Source organism: Aurantimonas sp. HBX-1 (genome assembly GCF_021391535.1).
Lineage (GTDB): Bacteria > Pseudomonadota > Alphaproteobacteria > Rhizobiales > Rhizobiaceae > Aurantimonas.
This window is the reverse complement of the sequence record NZ_CP090066.1, coordinates 3570710-3588552: the sequence shown is the minus strand read 5'-3', so window position 1 is coordinate 3588552 and position 17843 is coordinate 3570710. Positions and strand designations below refer to the sequence as shown.

Here is a 17843-nt window from a genome sequence, read left to right as displayed (position 1 = left end):
GTTGGGCTTACAGGCTCTCGAAGGCGCGCGCCATCTCCGCCCGCAGCGCCGGATCCGGCATCGGCCCGTGCGCCGCGCCCATGTTTTCGCGCAGATGCTCGACGCGCCGCGTTGCCGGGATCGCGACGGTGACGGCAGGGTGCGAGACGATGAACTTCAGCAGGAACTGCGGCCAGTTCGCCGCGCCGATCTCGGCCGCGACGGCCGGCAGCGGCGCGCTTTGCACCGCATCGACCAGCGCGCCCTGGCGGAACGGCCGGTTGGCGATCACCGCGATGCCGCGCTCGGCGGCGAGCGGCAGGAGCCGGGCCTCGGCCTCCCGGTCGGCCATGTTGTAGGTCAGCTGGACGAAGTCGATCGGCCGCTGGCGCATGATCGCCTCCACCTCGTCGTGCCGGCGGCCATGCGAGGTGGTGATGCCGACATGGCCGATGCGCCCTTCCGCCTTCATTGCCTCGAGCGTCTCGAGATGGCCCTCCCAGCCGAGGAGGTTGTGCACCTGCAGCAGCCCGAAGCGCGGCACGCCCCAGAGCGCCTGCGTTTCCGCGATCTGCGACGGCCCGTCGTCGGCGTCGGAGGTCCAGACCTTGTCGGCGGCAAACAGTGTTTCCGGTATCCCGATCTCGCGCAGGCCGTGGCCGACCGTCGCCTGCGCCGAGCCGTACATCGGGGAAGAGTCGATCATCCCGCCGCCCATCTCGAAGAAGGCGCGCATCACGTCGGTGCGCTGCGCCAGGGCGGCCGGATCGTTGCCGACATTGAAGGTGATCCAGGTGCCGAGGCCGATGACCGGCAGCGCGACCCCGGATGACGGGATGCGCCTGGCCAAAGGTGGCTGCGCCTGCGCATGGGCGACATGCGGCGCGATGGCCAGCGCCGCGGCGCCGGCTGCCGCGCCGCCGATGAAGCGTCGTCGGTCCATCGTCGTCATTCTCGTCTCCCTTGCCGCACAAATATCCATCGCAGGTCCAACCGCGCCCGGCCCGCCCGGTTGCAGCCAGGACCCTGATTGTCCGATCAACAGCATTTGACCGCAGACCGCGGGCCGGGTGGTGGGGCATCGCCGCCGTCCGGTTTTGAGTTGCGTAGCTCAACCAATTGCGGCTAGCGTCCGCCGCATGGAGGACCGCCCCCACAGCACCCTGGTCGACGTCGCCCGCGAGGCCGGTGTGTCGCGTGCCACGGTCGACCGCGTCATCAACGGGCGGCCCAACGTCAAGGCCAAGACCGTCGCCAAGGTGCGTGAGGCGATGGCCCGGCTGCACTACCGGCCGGATCCGCTGGCGGCGGGCCTCGCACGACGGTCGCGGCACCGCTTCTGCTTCGTCCTACCGACCGGCACCAACGCCTTCATGGAGGATCTCGCCTCCCACATCGCCACGATGGGCGACTGGCTGGCGCGCAGCCGTGCCTTCGTCGACCGCGTCCAGGTCGACGTCTTCGACCCGCAGGCCTTAGCGACCGCCCTCGACGAGCTGCCGCGCGCCTATGACGGCGTCGCGGTGGTGGCGCTCGACGATCCGCTGGTGCGCGCCGCCATCGACCGGCTGGTCGCCGACGGCGTGCCGGTGGTGACGCTGGTCTCGGACGTGCCGGCCTCGCGGCGCCTGCGCTTCGTCGGCATCGACAACAGCGCCGCCGGCCGCACCGCCGCCATGCTGGTGGGCCGCTTCCTGGCCGGCCGCACCGGCAGCGTCGGCGTGCTGGTCGGGTCGCTGTCGCTGCGCGACCACATGGAGCGCTGCTTCGGCTTCTCGCAGCTGCTCGGCCGGGAGTTTCCGGGCCTGCGCATCCTGCCGGTGATGGAGATGCGCGACGACCGCGATCTCGCCGAGGCCGCCGTCCGCGATCTCCTGAAGGCCCACCCGGATCTCGTGGCGCTCTACAATGCCGGCGCCGGCAACCAGGGCGTCGCGAATGCGCTCAAGGCCGCGCGCAAGACGCCGCGTCTCGTCTTCGTCGCGCATGAGCTGACGCCGCTGTCGCGCGAATTACTGCTCTCGGGCACCGCCGACGCGGTGATCGCGCAGAATCCCGGACACGAGGCGCGCTCGGCGGCGCGGCTGCTGCTGTCGCGCGGCCTCGACGAGGCGATCATCGCCGAGCAGGAGCGGATCCGCATCGACATCTTCCTGCGCGAGAACCTGCCCTGAGCCGCGGCCATGCAATTTTTTGAGCTACGCACTTCAAAACCCTGATGGCCTGTGCGAGGGTCCGGGCCTGCGTGGCGCCCGGGGAGGATACCGGTCGCGCGGCCGATGGACAGGCGCCTGGGAGGGCAAGCATGAAGACGATGAAGGGGCCGGGAATTTTCCTCGCCCAGTTCGCCGGCGATACGGCGCCGTTCAACGATCTGAAATCGATTGCCGGCTGGGCCGCCGGCCATGGCTACAAGGGCGTCCAGATCCCGACCTGGGACGCGCGGCTGATCGACCTGAAGAAGGCCGCCGACTCGAAGAACTATTGCGACGAGATCACTGGCATCTGCCGCGACGCCGGCGTCGAGATCACCGATCTGTCGACCCATCTCCAAGGCCAGCTGGTCGCCGTGCATCCGGCCTTCGACGAGGCTTTCGACGGCTTTGCCGCGCCGGAAGTGCGCGGCAACCCGACCGCCCGGCAGGCCTGGGCAGTGGAGCAGATGAAGCTGGCGGCGAAGGCCTCGGCGAATTTCGGCTTCACCAGCCACGTGACGTTCCCGGGCGCGCTCGCCTGGCCGTTCCTCTATCCCTGGCCGCAGCGCCCGGCCGGCCTGATCGACACCGCCTTTGAGGAACTGGCGAAGCGCTGGGTGCCGATCCTCGACGCGTTCGACGCGGCCGGCTGTGACGTCGGCTACGAGATCCATCCGGGCGAGGACGTCTTCGACGGTGCCACCTTCGAGATGTTCCTCGAAGCCTGCGGCAATCATCCGCGCTGCCAGATCAACTACGACCCGTCGCATTTCGTGCTGCAGCAGCTCGATTACCTCGAGTTCATCGACATCTATCACGAGCGGATCTGCGCCTTCCACGTCAAGGACGCCGAGTTCAACCCGACCGGCCGGCAGGGCGTCTATTCCGGCTATCAGCCCTGGGTGAAGCGGGCGGGGCGCTTCCGTTCGCTGGGCGACGGCCAGGTGGATTTCGCGGGCATCTTTTCCAAGCTCGCCGAGCACGACTACGATTCCTGGGCGGTGCTGGAGTGGGAGTGCTGCCTGAAGTCGCCGGAGCAGGGCGCGGCCGAGGGCGCGCCGTTCATCGCCGCGCACATCATCGAGGTCACCGACAAGGCCTTCGACGATTTCGCTTCCGGCGGCACCGACGAGGCGGCGAACCGCCGCATGCTCGGCATCGGCGGCTGAGGGAGGACGGCATGGCTATCGAAGGACGCGACGAGACCCACGCGCGGCGGATCCGCTACGGCATGGTCGGCGGCGGGCAGGGCGCCTTCATCGGCGGCGTGCACCGCATCGCCGCCCGCATCGACGACCGGTTCGAGCTGGTCGCCGGCGCGCTGTCGTCGACGCCGGAGAAGGCCAAGGCGTCGGCCGCCGAGATCGGCCTCGACCCGGCGCGCAGCTACGGCTCCTACGAGGACATGGCGACGGCCGAGAAGGCCCGCGAGGATGGCATCGAGGCGGTGGCGATCGTCACGCCGAACCACATGCATTTCCCGGTGGCGAAGACCTTCCTCGAGGCCGGCTTCCACGTCATCTGCGACAAGCCGATGACGACGACGCTGGCCGAGGCGCGCGATCTGGCGGCGATCGCCAGCGCGTCGGGCAAGGTCTTCGTGCTGACGCACAACTACACCGGCTATCCGATGATCCGGCAGGCGCGGGCGATGGTGGCGGCGGGCGAACTGGGTAATATCCGCGTCGTCGTCGCGGAATATGCCCAGGACTGGCTTGCCGGCCGCACCGAGGATACCGGCTCCAAGCAGGCCGGCTGGCGCGTCGATCCGGAAAAGGCCGGCGCCGGCGGGGCGATCGGCGATATCGGCACCCACGCCCACAACCTCGCCTGTTTCGTCACCGGCCTGAAGGTCGAGCGGCTGTCGGCCGACCTCTCCTCCTTCGTCGAAGGCCGCCGGCTCGACGACAACGCTTCGATGCTGCTGCGCTTTGCAGCCAAAGGGGGAACGGCCGCGAAGGGCATGCTCTGGGCGAGCCAGGTCGCGGTCGGTAACGAGAACGGCCTGACGCTGCGCGTCTATGGCGACAAGGGCGGGCTGGAATGGTGCCAGGAAGAGCCGAACAAGCTCTGGTTCACCCCGCTCGGCGAGCCGAAGCGGCTTTTGACCCGTAACGGCGCCGGCGCGAATGCCGCCTCGACCGCTGTGTCGCGCCTGCCCGCCGGCCACCCGGAAGGCTATCTCGAGGGCTTCGCGACGATCTACGCCGAGGCCGCCGAGCTGATCCGCGCCGCCGACGAAGGCCGGGCCCCGCCGGAGGGCCTGGCGCTGCCGACGATCGAGGACGGCATCGACGGCCTCGCCTTCATCGAGGCCTGCGTGGCCTCTTCGAAGCAGGATGGCGCATGGGTGGCGCTGTGAAACCCGCCGCTGCCCCTCTCTCCCCTTGCGGGGGAGAAGGCGATCGCATCGTCTTGGGGCCACAGGCACCAGGCGATGGAAATCGCAAGCGAGGGGCGATCGCGCCTTTCTTCGAGGGCGCGAGCGGCGGCATAGGTCCCCAACCCCTCTCTTGTCTTTTCAGCGGTTTGGACCGTGCTTCGCCCGGTCCAATTCCGCGAAAAGACTTTCTCCTCCTCAAGGGGGGAGAGGGCGCTTCGTCCTGCGCCGTCGGCGCCGGGGGGCTCTCGCAATGACAGCCCGACCTTCTCCCATCCTCGAAGCGCGCGGCGTGCGAAAATCGTTCGGGCCGGTCGAGGTGCTGCACGGCATCGACTTCGCGCTGCGGCCGGGCGAGGTGCATGCGCTGGTCGGCGAGAACGGCGCCGGCAAGTCGACGCTGATGAAGTGCCTGGCGGGTTACCAGAAGCCGACCGGCGGCGAGATCCTCTTGAACGGCAAGGCCGTCGACTTCGCCGACAGCGAGGCCGCCGAACATGCCGGGATCGTGCTGATCCACCAGGAGTTCAATCTCGCCGAACAGCTCTCGGCGGAGGCCAACATCTTCCTCGGCCGGGAGATCAAGAAGGGCTTCTTCCTCGACTGGAAGGCGATGCGGGAGAAGGCCGGGCAGCTCCTTCGCGAGCTCGGCACGCCGATCGACACCCGGCTGCCGGTGTCGCAGCTGTCGGTGTCGCAGAAGCAGATGGTCGAGATCGCCAAGGCGCTGGCGCGGAACGCGCGAGTCCTGATCATGGACGAGCCGACGGCGGTGCTGACTTTGCGCGAGGCGGAGGTGCTGTTCGCGCAGATCGACCGGCTGAAGGCCGACGGCGTCGCCATCCTCTACACCTCGCACAAGCTCGACGAGATCGCCCGCGTCGCCGACGAGGTGACCGTCCTGCGCGACGGCAGCTTCGTCGCCGATGCACCGGTCGCCGAGATGTCGCCCGACCGCATGGCCGAGCTGATGGTCGGCCGCCAGCTGAGCGATCTCTTCCCGCACAAGGATCCGGATGCCGCGGCCGAGATCGTCCTCTCAGTCCGCAACTTCTCGGTGCCCGGCCATGTCGAGACGGCCAGCTTCGACCTCAGGCGCGGCGAAATCCTCGGCTTCGCCGGCCTCGTCGGCGCCGGGCGCACCGAGCTGATGGAAGGCATCATGGGGCTGCGCCCCGCCACCGGCACGATCCAGCGGAACGGCGCCACGGTGCGAATCCGCAGCCCGAAGGACGCGACCGGGCACGGGATCGGCTACCTCACCGAGGACCGCAAGGGCTGCGGCCTGCTGCTCGGCTACGGCATGCGCGAGAACCTGACGCTGCTCGGCCTCGACCGTTTCACCGGCATCTTCGTCGACGAGAAGGCCGAGGACCAGGCGCTGGATGCGGCGATCAAGCGCTTCGACATCCGCACCGGCTCGCGCACGATCCCGGTCGGCAACCTCTCCGGCGGCAACCAGCAGAAGCTGCTGCTGGCCAAGACCATGCTGGTCGAGCCGCAGATTGTCATCCTCGACGAGCCGACCCGCGGCATCGACATCGGCACCAAGCAGCAGATCTATAATTTCATCCACCAGCTGGCCGCCGAAGGGCGGGCGGTCATCGTCATCTCGTCCGAGATGTCGGAGGTGATCGGGCTCTGCCACCGGGTCATCGTCATGCGCTCGGGCCGGCTGAACGGCGAGGTGGCCGGTGACGAGGTGACCGAGGAGGCCATCGTCCGCCGGGCCATGGGACTGGAAGGAAGTGCATCGCATGTCGGTTGAAGCGGGTTCGGTCGCCAAGCCTCGCAAGGGGCTCGACTTCCACGTCCTCGGGCCGCTGATCGCCCTCGTGGTGCTGGTGGTCCTCGGCATGTCGCTGAACGACCAGTTCCTGTCTTCCGGCAACGTCACCAACGTGCTCGCCCGCTCGGCCTTCATCGGCATTATCGCGGTGGGCGCGACCTTCGTCATCACCATCGGCGGGCTCGACCTGTCGGTCGGCTCGATGGCGGCCTTCCTCGCCGGCATCACCATCATCATCCTCAATGCCCTAGCGCCGGTGCTCGGCATCGGCTGGAACACGATCATCGTCGGGATGGCGGCCTGCCTGCTGATGGGCCTTGCCGCCGGATTCCTCAACGGCATCCTGATCACCGCCGGGCGGATCGAGGCGTTCATCGTGACGCTCGGCACGCTCGGCATCTTCCGCTCGCTGGTCGTCTGGCTCGCCGACGGCGGCACGCTGTCGCTGAACTTCGAGCTGCGCGAGGTCTACCGGCCGGTCTATTACGGCGGCGTCGCGGGCGTCGCCTGGCCGATCATCGTCTTCGCGCTGGTCGCCATCGCCGGCGAGATCGTCATGCGCAAGACCGCCTACGGGCGGCATGCCGCGGCGGTCGGCTCGAACGCCCAGGTGGCGCGCTACTCGGCGATCCATGTCGATCGGGTGCGGCTCGCCACCTACATGCTGCAGGGCATGCTCGTCGGCATCGCGACGATCATGTACGTGCCGCGCCTCGGCTCGGCCTCTTCGACCACCGGCATCCTGTGGGAGCTGGAAGCGATCGCCGCGGTGATCATCGGCGGCACGGTGCTGAAGGGCGGCTTCGGCCGCGTCTGGGGCACCGTCGTCGGCGTCGTGATCCTCAGCCTGATCGACAACATCCTCAATCTGACCGACCTCGTCAGCCCCTATCTCAACGGGGCGATCCAGGGCGTCATCATCATTCTGGCCGTCGTCTTGCAGCGCGGCCGAAAAGGCGCGGCTTGAATTCGCGTCGCAACAGGGAGGAATGACATGAAGAAACTGATGAAACTCGCAGGAGCAGGCTTAGTCGCCGCTTCGCTGGCCCTGCCGGGCCTCGCCATGGCGCAGGATGCGGAGAAGGTGACGATCGGCGTCTCGATCCCCGCCGCCACGCATGGCTGGACCGGCGGGGTCAACTTCCACGCCCAGCAGGCGATCGACAGCCTGACGGAGACCTATCCGCAGCTCGAGTTCGTGCTCGCCACGGCGGGCGACCCGGGCAAGCAGGTCTCCGACGTCGAGGACATGATGGCGACGCGCGACATCGACGCGCTGGTCATCCTGCCGTTCGAGTCCGATCCGCTGACCGGGCCGGTGAAGCGCGTCGCCGATGCCGGCAAGTGGGTGACGGTGGTCGATCGCGGCCTCGCCCAGGAAGGCATCGAGGACCTCTATGTCGCGGGCGACAATACCGCCTTCGGCCGCGTCGCCGGCGAGTACTTCAAGGAAAAGATGCCCGACGGCGGCAAGATCGTCGCCCTGCGCGGCATTCCGACGACCATCGACAACGAGCGGGTGGAAGCCTTCCAGGCCGCCCTCGAAGGGTCGAACATCGAGATCATCGGGATGGAGCACGGCAACTGGAACCGCGACAAGGCGTTCGAGGTGATGCAGGACTTCCTGTCCCGCTTCCCCGAGATCGACGCGGTCTGGGCCTCGGACGACGACATGGCGCTCGGCGTCATCGAGGCGATCAAGCAGGCCGGCCGCGAAAACGACATGTGGGTGCTCGGCGGCGCCGGCATGAAGCAGATGATCGAGCGGGTGAAGGCCGGCGATACCATGGTCCCGGCGGACGTCACCTATCCGCCGGCGATGATCGCCACGGCGATCCGGCTCACCGCCGACCGCTTCGTGTCGCAGGCGCCGATGGAAGGCCGCTTCATCATCGGCTCGGTGCTGGTGACCCCGGAGAACGCCGACCAGTACTACTACCCGGACTCGCCGTTCTGATCGCGATCTCCGGCTAAGGCCCGCGATATCCCAGCGGGTTTCGGCCCGTCCGTCCGGGCACCGGCGGACGGGTCTTCATCACCGGCGCGCGCCCTTCGGCGCCCGTCATACCGTGCTGCAGCCAATGGGCGCACCGCGCTCCACCCAGGAATTGCCGTCATGACCGCAGGAAACTTCTTCAGCCACAGCCAGCCGATCGCCTTCGCCGGCACCGGGAGCCGCGACCCGCTGGCCTTCCGCTTCTACGACAAGGACCGGATGGTGATGGGCAAGCGGATGGAGGACCATCTGCGCTTCTCCGTCGCCTACTGGCATTCCTTCACCTGGCCGGGCGGCGATCCCTTCGGCGGCGAGACCTTCAACCGGCCGTGGATGCACGGCGGCGACGCGCTCGCCCTGGCAAAGCAGAAGGCCGACGTCGCCTTCGACATGTTCCGTATCCTCGACGTGCCGTTCTTCGCCTTCCACGACGTCGACGTCGCGCCGGAAGGCGAGACGCTGCAGCAGTCGATCGACAATCTGAAGGTCATCACCGACATCTTCGAGGAAAAGATGGCGACCGACCGGGTACGGCTGCTCTGGGGCACAGCCAACCTCTTCTCGCACCGCCGCTACATGGCCGGCGCCGCCACCAATCCCGATCCGGACGTCTTCGCCTATGCCTGCGGGCAGGTGAAGGCGGCGCTCGACGCGACGCACCGCCTCAACGGCGCGAACTATGTCTGCTGGGGCGGCCGCGAGGGCTACGAGACGCTGCTCAACACCGACATGAAGCAGGAGCTGGACCAACTCGGCCGCTTCCTGTCGATGCTCGTCGACTACAAGCACAAGATCGGCTTCGCCGGCCCGATCCTGATCGAGCCGAAGCCGAAGGAGCCGACCAAGCACCAGTACGATTTCGACGTCGCGACCGTTTTCGGCTTCCTGCAGAAATACGATCTCCTCGCCGACGTGAAGATGAACATCGAGCAGAACCACGCCATCCTCGCCGGCCACAGCTTCGACCACGAGGTCAAGCTGGCCTACGCCCACGACCTGTTCGGCTCGCTCGACATCAATCGCGGCGACGACCTGCTCGGCTGGGACACCGACCAGTTCGCCATGGATGTCCGCGAGATCGCTCTGGTCTTCCACGAGATGCTGCAGCATGGCGGCTTCACCACCGGCGGGCTCAACTTCGACGCCAAGATCCGCCGCCAGTCGATCGACCCGGACGATCTGCTGATCGCCCATGTTGCCTCGATGGACGCCTGCGCCCGGGGGCTGCTGGCGGCCGAGCAGATGCTGGCCGACGGCGCGCTGAGCCAGCCGCTCGCCGACCGCTATGCCGGCTGGCAGACCGACGAGGCGAAGGCGATGCTCGCCGGCGACCGCACGCTAGAGACGATCGCCGACCGCGCGCTGGGCCTCGACCCGCAGCCCCGCTCCGGCCGGCAGGAATATCTGGAAGGCGTGGTCAACCGCTACGTCTGAACCCTCGGAGGGCGGGCCAAGAGCCCGCCCGTCCCACGAGAGCGCGACATCAGAAAAGACGAACATGGCATGACCAACTATCTCGGGCTCGACCTCGGCACGTCGTCGCTGAAGGCGCTGATCATCGGCGAGGACCAGCGGCCCATCGCCTCGGTCTCGGTGCCGCTGACCGTCGAGCGGCCGCATTTCGGCTGGTCGGAGCAGGACCCGGCCGCCTGGATCGCCGCCTGCGAGACCGCGCTGGAGAGGCTGAAGGCCGAGCATGGCGCGGCGCTCGCCGCCGTCGCCGGCATCGGCCTCTCCGGCCACATGCACGGCGCGACGCTGCTGGGCGCGGACGATCAGGTGCTGCGGCCCTGCATCCTGTGGAACGACACCCGCAGCCACCAGGAAGCGGCCAAGCTCGACGACGACGAATCCCGCGCCATCACCGGCAACATCGTGTTTCCGGGCTTCACTGCGCCGAAGCTGCTCTGGGTCGCCCGCAACGAGCCGGCGATCTTCGAGAAGGTCCGCCGCGTCCTGCTGCCCAAGGATTATCTGCGGCTGTGGCTCACCGGCGAGGCGGTGTCGGAAATGTCGGACGCCGCCGGCACGGCGTGGCTCGATACCGGCCGGCGCGACTGGTCCGGCCGGATGCTGGAGAAGACCGGCCTGTCGATCGACCACATGCCGCGACTGGTGGAGGGCACGGAGGTCTCCGGCCAGCTGCGCCCCGATCTCGCGACGCGCTTCGGCCTGACGCCGGGCATCGCGGTCGCTGGCGGCGGCGGCGACAATGCCGCGTCCGCCTGCGGCGTCGGCGTCGCCGAACCCGGCACCGGCTTCCTGTCGCTCGGCACCTCCGGCGTCCTGTTCACCGCGGTCGCCGGCTATCATCCGGTCCCGGAGACGGCGCTCCACACGTTCTGCCACGCCATTCCGGGCCTGTGGCACCAGATGGGCGTGACGCTCTCGGCCGCCGGCTCGGTCGAATGGCTGTCGCAGCTCCTGAAGGAGGAGCCGGCGGCGTTGACCGGTGCGCTCGGCGAGGACCTCGGCGAGCCCGGGCGGCTGGTCTTCCTGCCGTATCTGTCGGGCGAGCGCACGCCGCACAACGATGCCGACATTCGCGGCGTCTTCGCCGGGCTCGATGCCGGCAGCGACCGGGCGGCGATGACGCGGGCGGTGCTTGAGGGCGTCGCCTACTCGATGCGTGACTGCGTCGAGGCGGGCGGCGGGACCTCGCCGCAGCGGCTGATCGCCGTCGGGGCGGGCTCGCGCTCGGTCTACTGGCTGAAGCTGATGGCGACGGTGCTGGACACCGAGATCGCGCTGCCGGAGGCCGGCGATTTCGGCGCTGCCTTCGGCGCCGCCCGGCTCGGCCTCTGCGCCGCGACGGGCGAGGACCCGAGAACCGTGATGACCGAGCCGCCGATCGCCCGGCGCTTCACCCCGGAGCGCGACAAGGCGGGCGCCTACAGGGCGGCCTACGAGCGCTATCGCCGGCTCTATCCGGCGGTGAAGGCGGCGATGGCCGGCTGATCCCTTCCGGCACGAGATGCGTCGGAAAGGGAATGCCGTAAGCAAAAGGGGCGCCCTCTCGGCGCCCCTTCGCTTTAGTCCTGCATCGCGCCGGGGCCGGGCGTCGCGCCGGGCGGGCACTTGCCGAGGATGATCATGCCGAGGACCTCGTCCTTGGTGACGTCGCCGGTCATGGCGCTGCCGACGACCTGGCCGTTCTTCATCACCACGACCCGGTCGGCGAGGTCGAAGACGTCGTGGATGTCGTGGCTGATCAGGAAGATGCCGATGTCTTCCTTCTTCAGCTCCTTGATCAGTTCGCCCACCTGCGCGGTCTCCTGCGGGCCGAGCGCGGCGGTCGGCTCGTCCATGATCAGGATCTTGGCGTTGAACAGGATCGCCCGGGCGATGGCGACGGACTGGCGCTGGCCGCCCGACAGCGCCTTCACCGGCTCCTTGAAGCGGCGGAAGTTCGGGTTCAGCCGGCCCATCACCTTGCGGGCCTCGGCCTCCATCGCGCCGTCGTCGAGCGTGCCCCAGGCGGTGAGGATCTCGCGGCCGAGGAAGAGGTTCGCCGCCGCATCCACGTTGTCCGCCAGCGCCAGCGTCTGGTAGATCGTCTCTATCCCGTAGGCCTTGGCGTCGCGCGGATTGCCGATGGCAGCGGCCTCGCCGCGCACGAAGATCTCGCCGCTGTCGCGCTTGTAGGCGCCCGACAGGATCTTGATCAGCGTCGACTTGCCGGCGCCGTTGTGGCCGAGCAGGGCGACGACCTCGCCGGGAAAGAGATCGATCGAGGCCCGCTCCACGGCATGGATGCCGCCGAACGAGATCGAGATGTCCTTGAGTTCGACCAGCGGCGCGCCGCTGCGGTCGACCGTGGCGGGATGGCCACGGCCGTGGTCGGTGATGGCCTCCGTCGTCGTGCTCATGCGGCCCTCCTGCGATAGACGGTATCGATCCACACCGCGACGACGAGCACGATGCCGACGACGATCGACTGCAGTGGCGAGTCGACGCCCAGCAGCACCATGCCCGACTGCAGCGACTGCATCACCAGGGCGCCGAGCATCGCCCCGATGATCGTGCCGGCGCCGCCGGCGAGCGACGTGCCGCCGATCACCGCGGCGGCGATGACGTAGAGCTCGTCGAGCGTGCCGAGCGCGTTGGTGGCGGCGTTGAGGCGCGCGGTGGAGATCGCGGCGCCGAGGGCGGCGAGGCCGCCCATCAGCATGAACACCTTCATCAGCACCCAGCGGGTGTTGATGCCGGCCAGTTCGGCGGCTTCCGGGTTGCCGCCGATGGCGAAGACGTAGCGGCCGAAGCGGGTGCGGCGGGCGACGAAGGTCATGACGATGCCGACGACGATGGCGATCAGCACCGGCACGGCGACGCCGTAGCCGATCTGCAGCCCGCCTTCCGGCGCCTCGATGCCCTGCGCCTCGGCATAGCGACGGGCGATGGCCGAGGGCCAGTGGTAGCTGTTGAGGATCCAGGCGGCGCCGAGGATCGCGGCAAACGCGATGATCGCCATGGCCGCCTCCGCCCAGACCGGCCGCAGCGGGAAGCCGTAGCCGAGGCGGCGGCGGCGGGCGACGACCAGCGATACCGCGACGGCGACGCAGGCGACGAGCGCCAGGATCCACGTCCAGGTCTCGCCGAGGGAGCCGGTCGCGCCGCCGCCCATCAGCCGGAACGTGTCGTCGAGCGGCGCCACGGTGCGGCCCGAGGTCAGCCACCAGGCGCCGCCCCGCCACACCAGCAGGCCGCCCAGCGTGACGATGAAGGCGGGCACGCCGAGAAAGGCGATGACGTAGCCCTGCAGGCCGCCGATCGCGACGCCGATAGCGACGCCGACGACGAGGGTGATGAACCAGGTGAAGGGGCTGTTGTAGCCGAGTAGGTCCGGCAGGAAGTCGACCTGCAGCGCGGCCATCGCCATGCCGGTGAAGCCGAGGATCGAGCCGACCGAAAGGTCGATGTTGCGGGTGACGATGACCAGCACCATGCCGGTCGCCATCACCGCGATCGAGGCGGTCTGGACGGTGAGGTTCCAGAGGTTGCGCGGCGACAGGAAGATGCCGCCGGAAAGGACGTGGAAGACCACCCAGATGACTAGCAGCGCCCCGACCATGCCGAGCATGCGGGTGTCGACCTCGGTGGCGCGGACGAAGCCGCCGAGGCCGCCGCCCCTGGCCGCGCCGGCGGTGGCCGCCTGTCCGGTTGTCGCTTGGCTCATGACCGCCTCCCTGGCGGAGCTACGCGTCATTCCCGGCTGCCGCCGGGGGATGACGCATGCTCGGCTCATTCGTTGTTGTGCCGACGGTATCGGGAACCGGCGCGTCCGTCACCTGCGGTCCGCGACTTTCCTCGATACGTGTCAGGCGGCCGCACGGGGGCGGCCGCCTGACGATGCTGCGCGAGGTCGTTCAGCCGCAGGCCGGGACCTTGGAGGCATCCGCGCCCTGGCAGACCACTTCCTTCGATACCCAGCCGGCATCGATGATGGTGTCGAGGTTTTCCTGGGTGATCGCCACCGGGGTCAGGAAGATCGACTGCATCTCGACGCCGTTCGGGCCGCCGTTGAAGGTCTCGACGCCTTCGATCGCGTTCATCTCGGTGCCGTCGGCGAGATCGAGGGCGATCTCCGCCGCACGCTTGCCGAGCTCGCGCGAGTCCTTCCAGACCGACACGGTCTGCGTGCCGCGGGCGATGCGGTTGAGCGCGGCGAAGTCGGCGTCCTGTCCGGAGACCGGCACCGAACCGGCGAGACCCTGCGCTTCCAGCGCGGCGATGGCGCCGCCGGCGGTGCCGTCGTTCGAGGCGACGACGGCGTCGACCTCGTTGTTGTTGGCAGTCAGGATCTGTTCCATGTTCTGCTGGGCGTTGGCGGGGAGCCAGCCGTCCGTGTAGGCCTCGCCGACATTCTTGATCTTGCCGGAATCGATGGCGTCCTTGAGCACTTCCATCTGGCCGGAGAACAGGAAGTCGGCGTTCGGATCGGCCGACGAGCCCTTGATGAAGGCGTAGTTGCCTTCCGGCTGCACCTTCATCACTTCACGCGCCTGGATGCGCCCGACTTCCTTGTTGTCGAAGGTGATGTAGAAGGCGTTCGGGTTCTCGATCAGCCGGTCGTAGCCGACCACCGGGATGCCGTTGTTCGCCGCCGCTTCGACGGCCGGTCCGATGGCGTCGGAGTCCTGCGCCAGGATGATCAGCGCGTCGGCGCCCTGGCTGATCAGCGACTCGACGTCGGTGAGCTGCTTGGCGGCCGAGGACTGCGCATCGGCGGAGATGTAGGTGGCACCGGCGGCCTCGAGCGCCTTCTTGATGGCGGCCTCGTCGGTCTTCCAGCGCTCTTCCTGGAAGTTCGACCAGGACACGCCGACCGTCTTGCCCTCCTGGGCAGACGCGGATCCGACGACAGCCATCGAGAACACCGCGCCGACAAGCGCGAGCTTCAGATTCTTCATGGATTTTCCTCCCGGCGCCCCAGCGCCCGATCGTTCGAAGACGGCCCGTTCTCCCGGCCGATCGAGACTTTTTCCAAGCCTCGGAAAAAATGGTGACAGCAAATCTCATCCGTGTCAACGTGGCGGGCACAGGCCATGGGAACCCGCCGGGAGAGCGGGCCTCTGGTGGGAGGAAACGCCGCAAATGCTGGCCAAGACCGATGCCGACGACGTGCGCGCACACAACCGCCATGCCGTCATCGACCACCTGAGGCGCACCCCCATCTCGACCCGGAAGGCGGTCAGCGAGGCCACCGGGCTTTCGGTGTCGGCGGCCTCGGCGATCGCCACGGCGCTGCTGCGTGCCGGCATCCTGGCAGAGGTCGACGACGACGGGCGGACGGTGCGGCGCGGCCGCCCGGGCAAGGCGCTGGCGCTGGCCGCCTCGGCGGCGACGGTGGCGATCGGCAAGCTCGCCGTCGGCGAGGTCTCGGTGCGTTTTGCCGACTACGCCGGCAATGTCCGCGGCGAGGCACGGCGCGACTGCGACCTCTCGGGCCTCGGCCGCGACGAGATCGTGGGATCGCTCCTGGCGCTGCTCGACGAAGCCGGCGGCAAAGGGCCCCGGCCCGACTTCGGCAAGCTGATCGTCGCCGTTCAGGGCAAGACCGACAGCGGCCTCTCCCGCATCCTCTGGTCGCCGGCGCTGAGGGCCCGCGACCTCGACATCGCGACGCCGCTGGCCGCCGCGACCGGCGCTGCGGTCGAGGTCTTCAACGACTGTTCGCTGATGCCCGAGGCGTTCCGCTGGACACCGGAGTTCAGCGGCCGCGACTTCGCCACCCTGTTCATCGGCTTCGGCGTCGGCATGGGGCTGCGGCTTGGCGGCTCGACCTTCCAGGGCCAGCGCTCCTCGGCGGTCGAGTTCGGGCACATCAACCACATTCCCGGCGGGGCGCTCTGCCGCTGCGGCAATCACGGCTGCGTCGAGGCCTATGCCGGCGACTACGCCATCTGGCGCCGGGCGCAGGGCAAGGTCGATGCCGTGCCGACCCGCCGCATCAGCGATGCCGACATGCACCGCCTCGCGGCGCTGGCGCGGGGCGGGGAGAGCGAGGCCGCCGCGGCCTTCGAGGAAGCCGGCCTTGCCATCGGCTACGGGCTCGGCCGCGTCTTCACGCTGATCGACCCGCTGCCCATCGTGTTCACCGGCTCCGGCGCCCACGCCATGGATCTGCTGGAGCCGGCGATCCGCCGCGGCATCCGCGAGAGCGCCATCGACGGGTCGGGCGCCGACACCGCCTTTTCGATCGCCGAGGACGTCGACCAGCTGATCTTCTCGGCCGCGACGGCGCACGCGCTCGCCGCGCTCGACGACCGCTTTGCCCGCTTTGCCGGAACCGAGATCGCGGAGGCTGCCTGATGTTCCGCCATGTTACCTTCATCGCCGTCGCCGCGTCGCTGGCGCTGCCAGCAGCGGCGCAGGAACCCGCCTGGAGCGAGAAGACCATCCGCGAGCGCCTCGACCCGGCGACGATCGCCGGGCCGATCGCCGGTGACGCCCTCGAGGCGCTGGCGCTCAAGGGCAAGGATCTGTTCGAGGCCCGCTTCACCGTGCTGGACGGGGCCGGGCGGCCGAACGCCACGCAGGCGATCGTGCCGACGGCGACGCGTCGGCCGGCCGAACACGCCTTCCAGCGCCTCGCCGGCCCCGACGCCAACGCCTGCTCCTCCTGCCATAACGAGCCGGTGACCGGCGGCGCCGGCGGCTTCGTCGCCAATGCCTTCGTCTCGGAGGGCTTCGAGAGCGCCGAGTTCGACACGCTCGACCCGCAATTCTCCAACGAGCGCGGCACCAACCATCTGTTCGGCGCCGGGCTGGTCGAGCTGCTGGCGCGGGAGATGACCGTCGAGCTCCGCGCTGGCCGGGCGGATGCGCTGCGGCGCGCCCGTGCGACGGGCGAACCGGTGCGTGTTGCGCTTGTCGCCAAGGGCGTCGGCTTCGGCCGCATCACCGCGCAGCCGGACGGCTCGGTCGATCTCGCCGAACTCGACGGGGTCGATGCGGATCTGGTCATCCGCCCGTTCACGCAGAAGGGCGTGATGACCTCGCTGCGGCAGTTCACCGTCAACGCGCTGAACCAGCATCACGGCATCCAGCCGGACGAGCGCTGGGGCACGCGCTGGACCGGCACCGCGGATTTCGACCGCGATGGATATCCGGACGAGATCGGCGCCGGCGAGGTCTCGGCGATGGTGGCGTTCCAGGCGACGCTGCCGCCGCCGCTCCAGGCCGCGCCCGACGATCCGGCCTGGCGCCAGGCGGCCGAGCGCGGCCGCGCCGTCTTCGCCGATCTCGGCTGCGAGACCTGCCACCGTCCGGCGCTGCCGCTGAAGAGCCTCGCCTTCCAGGATCCGGGCCCGGTCGATCTCGCCGGCACGCTGCGCGAGGGCGACGTCGAGAAGCCGGCTGTCTACGACCTCGCGACGCTCGAATGGGCGGCGCGCCTGCCGCGCAATGCCGACGGCGACGTGCTGGTGCCGCTGTTCGGCGACCTGAAGCGCCATCGCATCGCCGACACGCGCACCGCCGCGCTCGGCAACGAGACGCTGGGCCAGCGCTTCGTCGAGCGCGACGTGTTCATGACCGCCGAGCTCTGGGGCCTCGCGGACACTGCGCCCTACGGTCACCGCGGCGACGTCACCACGCTCGACGAGGTGATCCGCGCCCATGGCGGCGCCGCGGAGACGAGTGCTTTCGGCTATCGCGACCTGCCGGAAGCCGACCGCTCGGCACTGATCGCCTGGCTGAAGACGCTGTCGGTGGGGGAGTGACGGGGATGGTTTCGGCGAAACGCGGCTCAGATTTGCGCTGTAGCACCCCCCTCTGTCCTGCCGGACATCTCCCCCACAAGGGGGGAGATCGGCAGCTTCGTCGCCTCGCTCTCTTCTGCAGACGCCCCGGCGCTCCCGGTGCCGTAGAAAGCGAAGCGGCTTTGAGGGCCCGCCAAAATCCTGTTGCGGAGAGTGCCAAGGATCCGCGAACGAGAAAGAAGCGCGGCCTTGGCGGCAGGTCGATCTCCCCCCTTGTGGGGGAGATGCCCGGCAGGGCAGA

At 69.0% G+C, this 17843-nt stretch carries 14 protein-coding genes; 10 read left to right on the top strand and 4 right to left on the bottom strand.

Annotated features, from left to right (window positions below; all coding sequences use genetic code 11):
- Nucleotides 1-7 precede the first annotated feature (7 nt).
- On the bottom strand, nt 8-931 hold the full coding sequence (locus LXB15_RS16960) for an aldo/keto reductase (RefSeq protein ID WP_233949563.1): 924 nt from the start codon (nt 929-931) through the stop codon (nt 8-10).
- Between the two features lie 187 nt (nt 932-1118).
- Between LXB15_RS16960 and LXB15_RS16955 the strand changes: the two genes are divergently transcribed.
- The 8 genes from LXB15_RS16955 (at nt 1119) to xylB (ending at nt 11297) form a co-directional block, all read left to right on the top strand.
- Nucleotides 1119-2153, top strand: a complete 1035-nt coding sequence (locus tag LXB15_RS16955; RefSeq protein WP_233949562.1) for a LacI family DNA-binding transcriptional regulator — start codon at nt 1119-1121, stop codon at nt 2151-2153.
- Between the two features lie 131 nt (nt 2154-2284).
- Entirely contained in the window at nt 2285-3343 is a 1059-nt protein-coding gene (locus LXB15_RS16950; RefSeq protein ID WP_233949561.1) for a sugar phosphate isomerase/epimerase, read from the top strand.
- Between the two features lie 11 nt (nt 3344-3354).
- On the top strand, nt 3355-4536 hold the full coding sequence (locus LXB15_RS16945) for a Gfo/Idh/MocA family protein (RefSeq protein ID WP_233949560.1): 1182 nt from the start codon (nt 3355-3357) through the stop codon (nt 4534-4536).
- A gap of 271 nt (nt 4537-4807) precedes the next feature.
- Complete coding sequence (locus tag LXB15_RS16940) at nt 4808-6322, top strand: sugar ABC transporter ATP-binding protein (protein ID WP_233949559.1); 1515 nt, start codon at nt 4808-4810, stop codon at nt 6320-6322.
- A complete protein-coding gene (locus LXB15_RS16935) occupies nt 6312-7310 on the top strand; it encodes an ABC transporter permease (protein WP_233949558.1) in 999 nt (332 codons plus the stop codon). The genes LXB15_RS16940 and LXB15_RS16935 overlap by 11 nt, the downstream gene beginning before the upstream one ends.
- 27 nt (nt 7311-7337) lie before the next feature.
- Nucleotides 7338-8300: an ABC transporter substrate-binding protein gene (locus LXB15_RS16930; RefSeq protein ID WP_233949557.1), complete on the top strand. Its 963-nt coding sequence runs from the start codon at nt 7338-7340 to the stop codon at nt 8298-8300.
- 159 nt (nt 8301-8459) lie between these two features.
- Nucleotides 8460-9773: a xylose isomerase gene (xylA, locus tag LXB15_RS16925; protein WP_233949556.1), complete on the top strand. Its 1314-nt coding sequence runs from the start codon at nt 8460-8462 to the stop codon at nt 9771-9773.
- Nucleotides 9774-9842: 69 nt separating this feature from the next.
- Nucleotides 9843-11297 (top strand): xylulokinase, encoded by a 1455-nt coding sequence (gene xylB, locus LXB15_RS16920; RefSeq protein ID WP_233949555.1) that lies wholly within the window; start codon nt 9843-9845, stop codon nt 11295-11297.
- 74 nt (nt 11298-11371) lie between these two features.
- Here xylB and LXB15_RS16915 read toward each other — a convergent pair whose 3' ends face one another.
- From LXB15_RS16915 to xylF, 3 genes are all read right to left on the bottom strand, one after another.
- Nucleotides 11372-12208: an ATP-binding cassette domain-containing protein gene (locus LXB15_RS16915; RefSeq protein WP_233949554.1), complete on the bottom strand. Its 837-nt coding sequence runs from the start codon at nt 12206-12208 to the stop codon at nt 11372-11374.
- The gene (locus LXB15_RS16910; protein WP_233949553.1) at nt 12205-13515 is read right to left on the bottom strand and encodes a sugar ABC transporter permease; all 1311 of its coding nucleotides are present in this window, start codon (nt 13513-13515) and stop codon (nt 12205-12207) included. The genes LXB15_RS16915 and LXB15_RS16910 overlap by 4 nt, the downstream gene beginning before the upstream one ends.
- A gap of 190 nt (nt 13516-13705) precedes the next feature.
- Entirely contained in the window at nt 13706-14707 is a 1002-nt protein-coding gene (gene xylF, locus LXB15_RS16905) for a D-xylose ABC transporter substrate-binding protein (protein ID WP_370640240.1), read from the bottom strand.
- Nucleotides 14708-14933: 226 nt separating this feature from the next.
- Here xylF and LXB15_RS16900 point away from each other — a divergent pair, with 226 nt between their 5' ends.
- Together LXB15_RS16900 and LXB15_RS16895 are read left to right on the top strand one after the other, a co-directional pair.
- On the top strand, nt 14934-16151 hold the full coding sequence (locus tag LXB15_RS16900; RefSeq protein ID WP_233949551.1) for an ROK family protein: 1218 nt from the start codon (nt 14934-14936) through the stop codon (nt 16149-16151).
- Nucleotides 16151-17563 (top strand): di-heme oxidoredictase family protein, encoded by a 1413-nt coding sequence (locus tag LXB15_RS16895; protein WP_233949550.1) that lies wholly within the window; start codon nt 16151-16153, stop codon nt 17561-17563. The genes LXB15_RS16900 and LXB15_RS16895 overlap by 1 nt, the downstream gene beginning before the upstream one ends.
- The last annotated feature ends 280 nt before the right edge of the window (nt 17564-17843 follow it).

Excerpts from the sequence above, each read along its gene's own strand:
- LXB15_RS16960 (WP_233949563.1), bottom strand. The coding sequence starts at position 931 with ATGACGACGATGGACCGACGACGCTTCATCGGCGGCGCGGCAGCCGGC.
- LXB15_RS16955 (WP_233949562.1), top strand. The coding sequence starts at position 1,119 with ATGGAGGACCGCCCCCACAGCACCCTGGTCGACGTCGCCCGCGAGGCC.
- LXB15_RS16935 (WP_233949558.1), top strand. The coding sequence starts at position 6,312 with ATGTCGGTTGAAGCGGGTTCGGTCGCCAAGCCTCGCAAGGGGCTCGAC.
- xylF (WP_370640240.1), bottom strand. The coding sequence starts at position 14,707 with ATGGCTGTCGTCGGATCCGCGTCTGCCCAGGAGGGCAAGACGGTCGGC.
- LXB15_RS16915 (WP_233949554.1), bottom strand. The coding sequence starts at position 12,208 with ATGAGCACGACGACGGAGGCCATCACCGACCACGGCCGTGGCCATCCC.
- LXB15_RS16895 (WP_233949550.1), top strand. The coding sequence starts at position 16,151 with ATGTTCCGCCATGTTACCTTCATCGCCGTCGCCGCGTCGCTGGCGCTG.
- LXB15_RS16950 (WP_233949561.1), top strand. The coding sequence starts at position 2,285 with ATGAAGACGATGAAGGGGCCGGGAATTTTCCTCGCCCAGTTCGCCGGC.
- LXB15_RS16910 (WP_233949553.1), bottom strand. The coding sequence starts at position 13,515 with ATGAGCCAAGCGACAACCGGACAGGCGGCCACCGCCGGCGCGGCCAGG.
- LXB15_RS16940 (WP_233949559.1), top strand. The coding sequence starts at position 4,808 with ATGACAGCCCGACCTTCTCCCATCCTCGAAGCGCGCGGCGTGCGAAAA.
- xylB (WP_233949555.1), top strand. The coding sequence starts at position 9,843 with ATGACCAACTATCTCGGGCTCGACCTCGGCACGTCGTCGCTGAAGGCG.
- LXB15_RS16945 (WP_233949560.1), top strand. The coding sequence starts at position 3,355 with ATGGCTATCGAAGGACGCGACGAGACCCACGCGCGGCGGATCCGCTAC.
- LXB15_RS16930 (WP_233949557.1), top strand. The coding sequence starts at position 7,338 with ATGAAGAAACTGATGAAACTCGCAGGAGCAGGCTTAGTCGCCGCTTCG.
- xylA (WP_233949556.1), top strand. The coding sequence starts at position 8,460 with ATGACCGCAGGAAACTTCTTCAGCCACAGCCAGCCGATCGCCTTCGCC.
- LXB15_RS16900 (WP_233949551.1), top strand. The coding sequence starts at position 14,934 with ATGCTGGCCAAGACCGATGCCGACGACGTGCGCGCACACAACCGCCAT.